This window comes from Streptomyces caeni, from assembly GCF_042678285.1.
GTDB classification, from domain to species: domain Bacteria; phylum Actinomycetota; class Actinomycetes; order Streptomycetales; family Streptomycetaceae; genus Streptomyces; species Streptomyces caeni.
In genome coordinates, this window is record NZ_JBHUDX010000058.1 from 47,858 (window position 1) to 61,696 (window position 13,839).

Genomic DNA, 13,839 nt, shown 5'->3' on the forward strand with positions numbered 1-13,839 from the left:
TCGCTTCAGACTCCTGCCGGCGAGGGCACGCCCGAAAGGGACCTTCGGTCCAGACGCCTGCCCCGTCCGGCCCGGCGACCGGCCACGGCACGGGGCCGGGGCCAGACCGGTCACGCCCGTGGCGGTTGCGCCACCCGGGCGCGACGTGGGTGGTGGCCGAGCCAGTGGTGGGCGGCGAGCTTGACCCTGTCCTCGACCAGGAACCAGATCAGGGCGTAGCCCCAGACGGCGGCCGCCCAGGCCCAGCCGAGCGGGGTCATCAGTGCGCCGTAGGCGGCGATGAGGGTGGCGATCAGCTGGGTTCCGAGAACCGCGCCCAGCAGGACCGGGGCGGGCGCGGGGCGGGTCCAGAAGGGGTCGCGGGTGCGGGTGACGAAGATGGTGAGGTGTCCGGAGACGGACAGTTTCAGGTAGACGAGGGTGCGGATCAGGCCCCGGTCCAGGCCGATGACCTGGTCGGCGAGGACGAACAGCAGAAAGGTCTCGGCCACGCCCATGAGGCCGATCGCCGTGGCGATGGTCAGCACGGTGCGCATGTCCCAGGCCACGGGCTTGTCCGCGCCGCGCACGTGGTCGTAGGCGATGGAGAGGATCGCGCCGTCGTTGAGCAGCGCGAGAAACACGATCATCACGGGGGTGACGGGGAAGAAGTCGAACGCGACGATCGCCAGCGCGATCAGGAGAAGGACCCTGATGGTCTCGGCGATGCGGTAGGTCGCGTAGCTGATCATACGGGCGAAGATCTCCCGGGCCTGACGGATGGCGTCGACGATGACCGACAGGCCGGGGGCGAGCAGAACCACGTCGGCGGCGGCGCGGGCGGCGTCGGTGGCACCGGCCACCGCGATCCCGGCGTCGGCCTGCTTGAGTGCCGGCGCGTCGTTGACGCCGTCGCCGGTCATCCCCACGATGTGGCCCCTGGCCTGCAGGAGTTTCACGATCCTGTACTTGTGCTCCGGGAACACCTGGGCGAATCCGTCCGCGGACTCCACCACGGCGGCGGACGCGGACCGTTGCACGCCCTCCTCCGCCGGGCCGGACGCGGCGAGAGTGCCGGCCGGGAGGATGTGCTCGCCGAGGCCGATGCGGCGAGCGACCTCCCGGCCGATGGCGACCTGATCGCCGGTGACCATCTTCACCTCCAGCCCGAGTGCGCGGGCCGCGGAGACGGTCGCGGCCGAGTCGTCCCGGGGCGGGTCGGCCAGCGGAAGCACCCCCAGCAGCAGCCAGGTGCCCGTGGCGTCGGTGCGTGCCACGCCCAGCGAACGGTAGCCGCGGGAGGCGAACTCCTGGACCACCGCGTCCAGTCGCCGTGCGGCGGGATCGCCCGCGCACAGGGCGGCGATCACCTGCGGCGCCCCTTTGCTGACCTTGAACCGAGCCCCGCCGGGGTCGCTGACGGTGGCCTCGGTGCGCTTGGTGACCGGGTCGAACGGCACGAACTCCACCACCACACGGCCGTGGGGCAGGTCATCGGGAGCCGCGGCCAGGACGGCCAGGTCGATCGGATCGCGGTCCTCCGCGCGGGACGCCAGCGCCGCCGCACCGAGCAGGTCGGCCGCCTCGACACCCGGCGCCTGCCACGGGCTCTGCACTGCGAGCCGGTTCTGGGTGAGGGTGCCGGTCTTGTCCGAGCACAGCACGTCGATGCCGCCCAGTTCCTCCACCGCGGGCAGGTGGGACACCACCGCCTGCCGGCGGGCGAGCCGGCGGGCGCCGACCGCCATGGTCACCGACAGCACCGCCGGCAGTGCCACCGGCACCGAGGCGATGAGGACGACCAGGGCGAACTCCAGCACGGTCAGCACCGCGTTGCCGCGCGCCACCGACACCGCCACGGTCAGCGACACCAGGACGAGCGCGGCGACGATCAGGTACTGGCCGATCCTGATCACGGCGCGCTGGAAGTGGCCGGCCGTTCCCGCCGCCTGCACCAGTGCGGTGGTACGGCCGAAGAAACTGGCCGCCCCGGTGGCGTACACCAGGGCGTCGGTCTCGCCGCGCACCACCACCGACCCCGAGTACAGCACCTCCCCGGCACCACGGCCCACCGGCAGCGACTCACCGGTCAGCGCCGACTGGTCCACCTGGACCGCGGCCCCCAGGAGGCGTGCGTCCGCCGGGACCACGTCCCCCAGCCGGAGGCGGACCACATCGCCAGGCACCAGTTCCCGCACCGGCACGGTGGCCCAGGCCGTGTCCCGCAGCACCCGCGCCGTGGTCGCCAGCCGCTGCTTGAGCGCGGCGATCGCGCTCGCCGCCTGGTGTTCCTCGGCGAACGCCACACCGCCGTTCATCGCCAGCAGGACCGCGATGATCGCCGCGTCGGTCCAGTGCCGCACCAGCAGCGACAGCACCAGCGCCGCCTCGATCATCCAGGCGATCGGCCCCCAGAAGTAGCCCAGGAACACCAGCAGCGCGCTGCGGCGCTGCTCGGCGATCTCGTTGGGACCCACCTGCTCCAGCCGGGTGCGTGCCTGTGCGCTGCTCAGCCCCCGCGCGGAGGAGCCCAGTTCGGCGAACACGGCGGGCAGCGGCGCCCGCGCCAACTCCTCTGAAGCCCGCCCGCCCTCACCGCTCACGAGGCCGCACCCCCTCGACACCCCGTGACAAGGGCGGTGCGGGCCGGTGCCGACCGGGACGACGCACCGGGACAGCCGCACCCCGGACGGTCTGCCGATCGGAAAGCGTGATGGCCATGGGCCTGGTCCGCCCTCCCTGGTCGCCTCCGTCCATCCACCACCTTGCACCGGCCAACGCGCGTCGGCATCTTCGCCGCCGGAGACACACTCGGCACCCGCCACTCGGCGGTGATCGCACTCGCGCAGGAGGCGGGCGCCGGGAACGAAGGCGCGAGCGAGGGCCTTGTACGGCATGCCGCCGGGCCGCCCCGCGATGACGCTCCTGCTCCGGTGCCACGCTCATGCGGAGGAACAATCCTCCCGCTGCGCCATTGGGCCGGCAACGGGACGCGGTAGAAAGGACGCATGCCGGAACGCAGGAACCCCGCAGGGGCCATGGACGATGTCGATGCGGTCACCCGAGCGGTGCTGACCGCTTCCCGACTGCTGATCGCGGTCTCCGCCCGCTCCCTCGCCGAGGTCGAGGAGCGGGTGACCGTCCCGCAGTTCCGGATGCTGGTGGTGCTGTCCACCCGGGGTGCCACCAAACTGGTCGCGCTTGCCGATCTGCTGCAGGTGGCGCCGTCGACGGCGATGCGCATGGTCGACCGGCTCATCGCGGTCGGCCTCGCCGACCGGCGGGCCAATCCTGACAACCGTCGTGAGACGCTGCTGCAGCTCACCGAGGAGGGACGGCGCATCGTCGAGGACGTCACCGCCCGGCGTCGCACCGAGATCGCGGCGATCGTCGAGCGGCTCCGCCCGATGGAGCGGCTGGCGCTGATCGAGGCCCTCAACGCGTTCAACGAGGCGGGCGGGGAGCCCCCGGCGCCCGCGGTGGACGACCCGGAGCCGCATCCGCTGGGCTGGGTGATGGACGGCGCGGTGGCGCACGAGGCGTGACGCCGTGATGCGGGCGTCCGATTCCGGTCCTGAGCCGTCCGTCCTTCTCCCACCCGCAGTCTTTTTGCATAATGCAAGAGACACGTGGAACGTGAGGCTTCGCCGCTGGGCCACGACGCTTGCCGGCCCCACAGGTGTGTCCGCCGGACTGGTGTCCTCCTCCCCCGGCGGCAGGATGTGAGGCCGCAGGCGGACGGGAACGACACTGGGGTGAGACGCGAGTGCGACGACGGCATCGGCTCCCGTCCGCGGCGGACACGCGCCTGATGGCGCATCTGCGGTCTGCGGTGTGGGGGCCTTCGGAGTTCGTCGGCCTGCCGCCTTGGTGGCTGATCGGCGAGGGGTTCCTCGCCGGGTTCCTCGCTGCCGGGGCGATCGTCGGCAGCACGCTGGTCGGCGCCTGGACCGGAAGACCCTCCCTGGCCGACGGCGAGGCCGGCCTCGTGTGCGCGGCCGCCCTCGCCCTGTATCTGGTTCTGGTGCGGGCCGGACGCGCGCTGATCGGCGTCGTCGCGCTGCTGGGTGTGTGCCTGGCGCTCCAGGCCCCGCAGGCCGCGGCGGGCGTGGTGCTGGCGGAACGGGGGCGGGTGCAGTCCGTCGTGGTGACGGCGGTTCGGGACGCCGGGGTGACGGCCGACGGGCGCGACCACTACCTGTGCTCCGTGGAGGACGGCAACGGCGTACCGCTCAAGGTCCGCATATGGCGAGGATGCCTGCAGACGACCCGCCCGGGAGACGCGCTGTCCGTCCTCTACGACCCCGAGGGACGCGTGCTCCCGCGCGGCGTGGAGGCCGGGGCAGGGGTGCCGGGGCCGCTGCGCGGCCTGGCCGGGTGGGCCGCCGCCCTCATGGCCGGGAGCATGGTCGCGGTCGTGCGTTCCTACCGGATGTCCGGGCCGTCGGACGCCCTGACGCCTTCTGAGCGGGGCGGCGCCGATCGCCGCTGACCGACCGGCCGGGGACGGTGCGGGAGCGGCGGTGTTCACGGGTTCCCCGTGGGCACCCCGGTCGTGGGTACGCCGGGAGGCGGGCTGAGGACGACGACGGGCTCCCCCGGCTGGGGCACGGGCGGGGTGACCTGACCGGAGGAAAGCTTGGGCGGAGTGGTCTCCTGGAAGTCGACCTGGCCGAAGTTGACCAGGCCCGTGCGCTCCAGCACGGTGATGTGGTCCAGGACGATGTCGTTGGCCTGATCGGCCAGCCGGCGGACCAGGGTGTTGGTGGTGGTGGCGCGGATCTTGGCGATGGCCGGGAAGATCTGCCCGTGCGTCACCCGCAGGATGTTGGCCAGGTCGGTGTCGAACTGCTTCCCGGTGTCCGACTTCAGGGTCGCCACGAAGCCCTGTTGCTGGGGGGTGGGCTGGTTGGGCAGGGTGATGCCCAGTTCGGGTGCGATCCTGCGGCAGGTGGCGTCGAGCGCCGAGTGCCCGATCACCAGGTGCTGACCGGCGGTGCGGACGGCCGGGGTCGTGCCCTTCTGCAGGGCCATCTCTCCGGAGGGGAACTCCCACAGCCCGGCGGAGCGCACCTTGACGACGAAGTCGCGGTCGGCCTCGGTGAGCGGGCCGTACCGGGTGTTGGCGATTACGCGTGCGGCGTTGGTGGACGTGTTCTGGATCCCCAGCATGCCGGGGTAGACGAGGGCGGCGAGGGTCAGACTCAGCGCGCCGCCCACCAGGACGGTTCCTGCCGTGGTGCGTGATATGCGCATGGTGCCTCCCGTTGCGGACAGCGTGAACGTCCGGGGGTACGGAGGCACGGCACGCCGGAACCTTTGCTCCAGGTAAAGATTGCATGATGCCAAACACAAGCGGCCGACTCCTTCACGGACAGCCCCGAGGCCGGTACCGGGGGTGAGTTCGCGATGGTTCGCACCGGCCCGCGCCGACGACCGTGAGGGGCCGCGGTGCGGTCCTCACGCCTCGTGCAGGCGCGCCGAAGCGACACGTCCCGGCCGCATGATGCGGACGGTCCGACTCTCGCAGGCCGGGCAGCGGGGAGAGGTCAGGGGCGAGGGTACGCGCCTGCCGTCCAGGTGGTACACGGCGTCGATCCGGGCACGCTCGCCCACGGTCACATCGATGTCATACGCGGCTTCCCAGCCGTGTCCGCAGTCGAGACACGCGAAGGAGTAGGCGCGGCGAACATGGTCTGTATGCATGAGCCACCTCCTGGAAGGGGCCGTCGTCGAGGTCTCCCTCCTTCTATTTTTGCACAGTGCAAAACGGCACCGCAGGGTGTGGCCGCGGCGGACGGCCGTCATGCATCAGGCAGAGGCGTGGACCGCGCGGAGGGCGCTTTGGTGGCTGAGCCAGCCGACCGGTGTGCCGTGCGCGGAGTCCAGTACCGGCACTCCGGTGCCCGCCGCCGAGATGAGAGTGCGCAGGGCTTGGGAGAGGGGTTGGTCCGCCGCCACCGACGCGGGCGGCTCGGCGAGCTGCCCGACGAGCGTCGGCGCTGCCTCCGGTTGTTCGGCAAGGGCTTCGGCCACCGCTTGGGCGGTGACGATGCCGACGTACGCGCCGGCGTCGTCGATCACCGGCAGGGCACCGTGGCCGGACAGGCTCAGCAGATCGGCGGCGTCCGCGAGCGTGGTGGACGCCGGCAGGGGCGAGGGCAGGGGTTCCATGACGGTGCCGACGCGCTGGGAGCCGATCTGCGCGCCGGAGGCGGGGCCTTCGAGATCGATGCCGCGCCGACGCAGTTTGAGCGTGTAGATGGTGTCGTGGGTCAGCAGGCGGCTGGTGGCGGTGGCGAGCACGATCGCGAGCATCAGCGGCAGGATGATCGAGTACTCGCCGGTGAGCTCGAAGAGGATGACCACGGCGGTGATCGGTGCGCGGGCCGCGCCGGCGAAGACTGCGCCCATCCCGATCAAGGCGTACGCGCCCACTGCGCCGGCCGACTGGGGCAGCAGGTTGTGTACGCCCGCTCCGTAGACCGAGCCGAGCATGGCCCCGATGAACAGGCTGGGGGCGAACACCCCGCCCGAGCCGCCGATGCCGATGGTCAGGCTGGTCGCCAGCATCTTGCCCACCAGCAGCAACAGCAGGAAACCGACCGCGTACCCGCCGTGGGTCGCCTTCTGCAGCACCGGGTAACCGACCCCGTACATCTCGGGCAGGGCGAGCAGCACCAGGCCGAGTGCCACCCCGCCGACCGCGGGGCGCAGCCACTCCGGGCCGCGCCAGATCCAGTCGCAGGCGTCCTCGATCAGGTACAGGAACCGCGAGAAGCCCACTCCGACAGCGGCGGCGACGATGCCGAGCAGCGCGAACAGGCCGTACTGGGCGAGATGGTCGACGTGGAAGTCCGGCAGGCGCAGGAAGACCGCGTCGCCGAAGGCGGCGCGTCCGATCACGCTCGCCGTCACGCTGGCCAGTACCGTCGCGCCGAACGCCTCCGCGCTGAAGGTGCCCAGGATCAGTTCCATGGCGAAGAAGACCCCGGCCAGCGGGGCATTGAACGTCGCGGCGATGCCGGCCGCGGCGCCGCAGGCGACCAGGAGCCTCATCCGCCCTTCGGTCACCTTGGTCACGCGGCCGAGGGTGGAGCCGAGCGCGGAGCCGATCTGCACGATGGGTCCCTCGCGGCCCACGGAACCGCCCGAGCCGATGGTCAGCGCGGAGGCCAGCGTCTTGACCAGGGCGACCTTCGGGCTGATGCGGCCGCCGCGCTGGGCGACGGCCAGCATCACCTCGGGCACCCCGTGGCCGCGCGCCTCCTTGGCGAACCGGTTCACCAGCGGTCCGTACAGCAGGCCGCCGAGCACCGGGGCGAGGAGCACGAAGTACGGGCCGAGCCACGGCGCGTGCGGATTGCCCGTGCCGGGGGAGGCCGCGTAGTCGGCGTGGCCGGAGAAGAGGTGCGTGAAGGTCTCGATGCACCACCGGAAGACCACCGAGCCGACACCGGCTCCGGCGCCGACGATCACGGCGAGCGCCATCAGGGTCCAGGAGGTGGAGCGCAGAGCCGCGAACGCCTGCGCAAGTATGGGGTCGCTCGTCTCAGGGCTTGTCGTCCGTTTCGTTCGCTTCGTGTCCTTGGCCGCCTCGATGGCACGCATCACTTCCCCTTCCTTAGTTTTGCATTATGCAAAACATGTCAAGGGGGTGCCAGTCCGGCCCCGGGGCCTGCTGCACCGACCCGGGCGCGTACTGTCCTTGCACCGAGTGACTGATCCGGACCATCGGTTCAGAGAGTGGCCCGTCCAGGCTCCGTACGGGCAAAGGCCCGTGCTGCAGTTCCAGACCCAGGACATTGCCGCACACCGGCAGTGTCGAGAGGGCGTCCGCACCGCATAATCCTCGGGTGTCCGAGCATCCCGTCCCGATACCGTCCGGCTGCGTACCCGCCGGCACCCGTCTGGTCCTCCGAAGACGCCGCCCGGTGGACCCGCGCCCGCGCCGCGCCCTGGGCGCGGCCGCTGTGGCCGGCAGCGGCACTGCTGATCACCATGGTCTGGGCGAACGCGGCGACGCCGGACCGGCCGTGCAGCGACACCGCTCCGTGCGGTGCGGACTGGCTCGGCATGGCGGAGATGGGGCTGGCCGTGGGGCTTGTGTACTGGCTCGCCCGGCTGCCGGAGTTGGCGCTGATCGCCGCACCCGTGTTGGCGGTCATCGTCGCACGGGTGGAACTGCCGGGCCGCGGGCTGATGGCCTCGGCCGCCAACATCTCGGTACTCGTGGCCCTGGCCTTCGGCGGCGCGGCCGCCTGCGAACGCCTCGCCGCCCGTCACCGGCAACGACGCTCGGCGGAGCGTGCCGCGGGACTCCGGCACCCGCTGCCCGGCCCGGCCGCCCCACTGCGGCGCGGGACGATCCCAATCACAGCAGGGCTGCTGCTCATCGGGACGGCCGCCTTCGCCGTCGTACAGGGGCTCGACGACATCCGCGCGGACCAGCACCGGGCGGATCACGCCGCGCGCACCACCGCGACAGTGGTCGCACGGGGCGGAGAGTCGGTCCGGGTGCGCACCGGCGACGGCCGGCGTCTGACCCTCGGTGCGGCATACCCGGAGGATTACCGCATCGGCGGCACTGTGACGGTGCTGGAGGACGGAGGGTGGCGGCGCCTGGCCGCCGAGCCGTACGACGCCCTCGGCCGGCAGCTGCTCGCCCTGGCCGTCGGCCTGCCCGGGTGCTCCATGCTGCTCACCGGGCTGCTGGCCCGGCGCCGTGCCGCCGCACTGCGCCGGGCACCGGTGCCGGCCTTGCGGATACTGGAACGCCTCGGCGACGACGGCAGGATCTGGATCTACGCGGGGGATGACACAGCCGCCCGTACTCCGGTCCTCGTCGGCCGGTTCACCGCGGATCGGCGCGACGCGGACGAGCCCGAGGCAGAGCACGGCGAGGTCGAAGCAGACGAAGACGAGCCGCTCGTCGTCGACACCCGGCTGCACGAAGCCGTCATGTTCGGCTCTCCGTACGAAGGTGGCGAACTGGTCCTCGCCACCACCGACAGGGACGCCCGGCCGGTCGTGATCCGCACGACCGGCCCTGTCCGGCGGCCTCGCCCCGGCACGGGGACGACGCCGACCGCCGAAGAGTCAGGACCTGCCTCCGTGGCCGTGGACCCACAGGATGCGACCGCGGCGGACCGGGTCTCCGTGTCCCTGCCTCCGGGGGAACATCCTCTGCGCTGGGGACCGAGCGCTCTGGCGCGCACCGGCGGCCTCGCCTTGGCCCTGTGCATGGTGACGGGCACCGCCTTCGTCATCCACCTGCTCGTGACGGAGGGGTTCGGGTGGAAGGTCGTTCTCCTGCCCGGCCTTCTGATGTGGGCCGGCCCCGCTGCCTCGCAGCTCAACTGGCGTGTCACTGCGGACAGTTCGGGGCTATGGCTGGTCGGGGCGTGGCGGGTGCGGCATGTCCCCTGGGAACGGCTGCGGGCGGCCCGGTACACAGCGGAAGGAAGCGTGGAGATAGTCACGTCGGACGGCGGTAGCTGGAGAATTCCGGGCGTGGGCCTGCCGAAGGCGGAGCGTCGGCTCAGCCTGTATCCGTCGTACGTCCGCATGGTGGAGGAGGTCACCGCCCTGCACGCGCACCCCGAGCTGCGGCCCGTCCGACCCGTCTCGCACCGCGACCGGGGCCTGCCCCCTGGGTCCCGTCTTGCTGATCCTCACCGTTCTCGCCGTCGGGTCCTGGATCCTCGGGTGAGTACGGCGTGCGGACCGTGTCCCGAGCCGCCGCTCCCGCTCGGTGGGACGGGCTCATCTCGTGAAGCGCGAAGAGCCGAGGTTCACCTGGTGACCGACCATGCCGATCTCGACCCCGTCAGCGGTGGCGCGTGCCGCCGTGAAGCCGACGCCTTCCGGGAGCCTGACCCGCCACACGGCCGACGCCCGTTCGGCACCGGGTATGTTCAGGGAGAGTTCCGTGCCCTGGGCCAGGAGTGTGCCCGTGCTGTTCAGGGCCGTCCCGCCGGCCGTGCCGGTGACCTTGACGTGCGCCGCCTGACCGGCCGACCCCGGGGCCTGTGACACCCTGACCGACGCCCCGTTGCCCGCCAACCGCGTCACCACACCGGACAGTTCCTCGTACGACAGGGTCAGCGTGCCGGTGGCGAGGTTCGCCTCCGCACGGCGTGCCGTCAGCGATGTCACCGTCACACCGCGCAGGTCGAGCCGGAGTTGCTCGATATGCAGGTAGCCGCCCGGGGCGTTGGCCGTGGTGTCGATGAGGAACTGCCGCGCCGTCAGCTTGACGTGGCTGAAGTCTTCGGCGAACGCCTGGGTCAGGAAGGGGAAGCCTTCGATCGACACGTCCAGATGGCCGTCGGTGGTGTTGCCGTAGCCGTACTTCTCCTTGACGAGCTGCGCGGCCTCGTCGTTCGCGTAGTGCACGCAGACGCGGTCGGCGACCGTGAAGAGTAAGGCCAGCACCACAACCGTGATCGCCAAGACCTTGACCCAGCGACGTTTCATCCCGATCCCCCTGTGGTGCCCCGTGGTGACTTCCGTACTTCCGCGCGTGATCAGCGGCACGCGGAGCAATCATGCACGACCGGCTGCGCGAGGCTGCTCCCCGGGTCCGCGATGGGGCCACCAGTCACGCAAGACGGCAAGGACGTGTGCTGTGGGAGCGAGCCTGTCCACCAGGACCGGTCGCGGGGAGGCTGCGACGGGCAGGGCGGGCGGCGGCACCGCCGACTGCGTGGCCGTCCGCGGGCTGGGGACAGCGACAAGGGCGGCTCCTTCACTGATCGCACGGTGTTCCTCCGGTCGCCAGCCCGGCCGTGGGCGCAGGGCGCACCGGGGTGCGTTGCGAAACCGTAGGGTCAAGCGTGCGGCGGCAACATGGCGTTGGGCACCACAGCCCCAATCGCGTCAGGCGATATCACACGGATTGTGAGCGTGCCGTCAGATCTGTTACGGGCTCGACAGCGGCCAGGTGCTGGAAGAGTGGCCGAACCCCGACGCCTCATATGTGTGGTGTCACCACGTGCGAGCGGCTAGATATGTGTGCCCTCCCCGTGGCCGTCCAGGGAGGGGACACCTAGCTTCTCCTCCACGCGGCGACCGCCCGCGGTTTTCCTCCGGGTTTGCCGAGGACACCATGACCGAAGCACACGTCATCTTGCATACGCAGGGCCTGTCAAAACAGTTCCAGGGGTTCCGGGCCGTCGGATCCGTCGACCTGCGGGTCGTCGAGGGCACCGTGCACGCCCTCGTCGGCCCCAACGGGGCCGGCAAGACCACACTGTTCAACCTCCTGACCGGGTTCCTCAAGCCCAGCGCGGGCCGGATCGTTTTCGACGGCCACAACGTCACGTCGGCTCCGCCGGAGCGCATCGCCCGTCTCGGCATAGCCCGTTCCTTCCAAGTCACCACGCTGTTCCCGCAGATGAGCGCCCGTGAACACGCGGAACTCGCGCTGCAGGCGGGCACCGGTCTCTCCCGGCAGTGGTGGCGCTCCGAGAAACGGATGCGCCGCTTCACGCCGCGCGCGCTGGAACTGCTGGACGAGGTGGGGCTCGCGGCCCTGGCCGAGCAGCCATCCGGCAGCCTGCCGTACGGACGGAAGCGCTCGCTGGAACTGGCCCTGGCCATCGCGCTCGATCCGAAACTGCTGCTGCTGGACGAGCCGACGGCGGGCATGGGCCTGGAGGACGTGGACCGCACCGTCGCCCTCATCGACCGGATCCGGGCGGGACGCACGGTCGTCATGGTCGAGCACAACATGAGCGTCGTCGGCTCTCTGGCGGACACCGTGACCGTACTGCAGCGCGGCGATGTGCTGGCGGAGGGCCCGTACGACGAGGTCAGAAGCGACCCGCGGGTCGTGGAGGCGTATCTGGGGGCGGACGTTGCTTGAGATCACGGCGGTCAGCGCGGCCTACGGCGAGGCACGCGTGCTGCATGAGGTGTCGCTGCGGGTCGGTGCCGGCGAGGTGGTCACGCTCGTCGGCCGCAACGGTGCGGGCAAGACCACGCTGCTGCGCTGCGTGATGGGCCTGCACACCCAGGCGACCGGCCGGGTGGCACTGGAGGGGCAGGACATCACTGGTCTCCCGCCGCACCGCAGGGCGCGCCGCGGGCTCGGCTTCGTCCCCGACGACCGGGGCGTCTACGCCCAGCTTTCGGTGGAGGAGAACCTCACCCTTCCACCTGTCCGGGGCGCCTCGCCCTGGCCGCTGGAGCGGGTGTACGACACCTTCCCCGTGCTGGCGGCCCGTCGGCGGTTTCCCGGCGCCAAACTGTCCGGCGGTGAGCAGCAGATGCTCGCCCTGGCCCGCGTGCTGCGGGCGGGAGCCCGGGTGCTGCTGTGCGACGAGCCGACGGAGGGTCTCGCCCCCGTCATCGTGCAGCAGATCGGAGAGATCATTCGCGATGCCAAGCAGCACGGGGTCTCCGTCCTGCTGATCGAGCAGAACCTCCGGTTCGCCGCCACGGTCGCCGACCGCCACTACCTGCTGGCGCAGGGGCGCGTCGCGCTGGAGGTCGCCAACAGCGGCATCCAGGAACACGAACACGAACTCATGGCCCATCTCGGCCTGTGACGCCACCGCCACGAGGGCGCACCGATCAGTTCCCGATCAGGAGGAACAAGCACATGAAGCGCACGATCACCACGGTCCTGGCGGCGCTGGCGGCCGGCACACTCGTCGCCGGCTGCGGGGGCGGCGGCCCCAGCGCGGGGGGCGGCAAGATCAGCGACAACAAGATAGTCCTGGGAGTGCTCACCGACCTGTCAGGTGTGTACGCGGACCTCGCCGGCCCCCACTCGGTGGACGCGGTGAAGATGGCCGTCGACGACTTCAAGAAGAAGTACGGCGGCAAGGCGGTCACCAAGGACATCGAGGTCGTCCAGGCCGACCACCAGAACAAGCCCGAGGTGGCCAACACCCAGGCCCGCGAGATGTACGAACGCAAGGGGGCCGACGCCCTGTTCGACGTGCCCACCTCCTCGGCGGCACTGGCGGTGCAGACCGTCGCCGGACAGGAGAAGAAGCTGTACTTCAACACCGGGGCGGCCACTACCGAACTCGCCGGGAAGACCTGCAACCCGTACACCTACGAGTGGGCCTACGACGCCTACATGCTCGCGCACGGCACTGGCACCAAGGTGACCGAGCAGGGCGGCAAGCGCTGGTACACCATTTACCCGGACTACGCCTTCGGCCAGGACATGCAGGCGAAGTTCGAGTCCGCGATCAAGGCCGCGGGCGGGACCGTCGTCGGCAAGGACCCCACGCCGTTCCCCAGCGACAACTTCTCCACCTTCCTGCTCAAGGCGAAGGGCATGAAGCCGGCCCCGGACGTGCTCGGCGCGCTGCAGGCGGGTGGTGACCTGGCCAACGTCGTCAAGCAGTACCAGCAGTTCAAGCTGAAGGACCAGGGCATCAAGCTCGCCATCGGCCTGCTGTTCGACACCGACATCAAGGCGATCGGCGCGGACAAGCTCGCCGGCACGATGTTCACGACCGCCTGGTTCTGGGGCCTGGATGCCCAGGCCCGCGGCTGGGCGGACCGTTTCAAGGCCCGTACGGGCGTGCGGCCGACGTTCGTGCAGGCGGCCGACTACTCCGCGGCCTCCCACTACCTCGAAGCAGTCCAGAAGGCGGGCACCGACAAGTCCGAGGCAGTGTCCAAGCAGCTGAACGGGCAGCACTTCAGCGACTTCTTCGCCCGTGACGCGACCATCCGCGCCGAGGACCACCGGGTCGTCCACGACGCCTACCTGGCCCAGGTCAAGGACCCGAAGAAGGCGACGGAGGACGGCGACTACACCCAGCTGGTGGAGACGATCCCCGCCGACCGCGCCTTCGACAAGCCCTCAGCCGACTGCCACATGAGCTGACCACC

10 protein-coding genes are annotated in these 13,839 nt (G+C 71.0%); 5 read left to right on the plus strand and 5 right to left on the minus strand.

What is annotated here, in order from left to right; genetic code table 11:
* Positions 1-110: 110 nt before the first annotated feature.
* A complete protein-coding gene (locus ACFSL4_RS21235) occupies positions 111-2,582 on the minus strand; it encodes a plasma-membrane proton-efflux P-type ATPase (RefSeq protein ID WP_381085146.1) in 2,472 nt (823 codons plus the stop codon).
* A 405-nt stretch (positions 2,583-2,987) separates the two neighbouring features.
* Here ACFSL4_RS21235 and ACFSL4_RS21240 point away from each other — a divergent pair, with 405 nt between their 5' ends.
* Both ACFSL4_RS21240 and ACFSL4_RS21245 read left to right on the plus strand, forming a co-directional pair.
* Entirely contained in the window at positions 2,988-3,524 is a 537-nt protein-coding gene (locus ACFSL4_RS21240) for a MarR family winged helix-turn-helix transcriptional regulator (RefSeq protein ID WP_381085149.1), read from the plus strand.
* A 266-nt stretch (positions 3,525-3,790) separates the two neighbouring features.
* Entirely contained in the window at positions 3,791-4,471 is a 681-nt protein-coding gene (locus tag ACFSL4_RS21245) for a hypothetical protein (RefSeq protein ID WP_381085152.1), read from the plus strand.
* A gap of 35 nt (positions 4,472-4,506) precedes the next feature.
* Here the strand turns inward: ACFSL4_RS21245 and ACFSL4_RS21250 are convergent, their stop codons facing one another.
* The 4 genes from ACFSL4_RS21250 to ACFSL4_RS21265 form a co-directional block, all read right to left on the minus strand.
* On the minus strand, positions 4,507-5,235 hold the full coding sequence (locus tag ACFSL4_RS21250) for a DUF4142 domain-containing protein (RefSeq protein ID WP_381085155.1): 729 nt from the start codon (positions 5,233-5,235) through the stop codon (positions 4,507-4,509).
* A 204-nt stretch (positions 5,236-5,439) separates the two neighbouring features.
* Positions 5,440-5,685, minus strand: coding sequence for a hypothetical protein (locus ACFSL4_RS21255; protein WP_381085158.1), 246 nt, complete (start codon positions 5,683-5,685; stop codon positions 5,440-5,442).
* Between the two features lie 105 nt (positions 5,686-5,790).
* On the minus strand, positions 5,791-7,470 hold the full coding sequence (locus ACFSL4_RS21260) for a chloride channel protein (protein ID WP_381085245.1): 1,680 nt from the start codon (positions 7,468-7,470) through the stop codon (positions 5,791-5,793).
* 2,274 nt (positions 7,471-9,744) lie between these two features.
* A complete protein-coding gene (locus ACFSL4_RS21265; protein WP_381085161.1) occupies positions 9,745-10,458 on the minus strand; it encodes an LmeA family phospholipid-binding protein in 714 nt (237 codons plus the stop codon).
* Positions 10,459-11,089: 631 nt separating this feature from the next.
* On the opposite strand from ACFSL4_RS21265, the gene ACFSL4_RS21270 reads away from it, so the two are divergent.
* From ACFSL4_RS21270 to ACFSL4_RS21280, 3 genes are read left to right on the plus strand one after another with little or no spacing between them, the layout of a single operon-like run.
* Positions 11,090-11,848: an ABC transporter ATP-binding protein gene (locus ACFSL4_RS21270; protein ID WP_381085164.1), complete on the plus strand. Its 759-nt coding sequence runs from the start codon at positions 11,090-11,092 to the stop codon at positions 11,846-11,848.
* Positions 11,841-12,533 carry an ABC transporter ATP-binding protein gene (locus ACFSL4_RS21275; RefSeq protein WP_381085167.1) on the plus strand — a complete coding sequence of 231 codons (693 nt, stop codon included), beginning with the start codon at positions 11,841-11,843 and terminating at the stop codon, positions 12,531-12,533. Before ACFSL4_RS21270 ends, ACFSL4_RS21275 begins: the two co-directional genes overlap by 8 nt.
* 53 nt (positions 12,534-12,586) lie before the next feature.
* Positions 12,587-13,834: an ABC transporter substrate-binding protein gene (locus ACFSL4_RS21280; RefSeq protein ID WP_381085170.1), complete on the plus strand. Its 1,248-nt coding sequence runs from the start codon at positions 12,587-12,589 to the stop codon at positions 13,832-13,834.
* Positions 13,835-13,839: the final 5 nt, after the last annotated feature.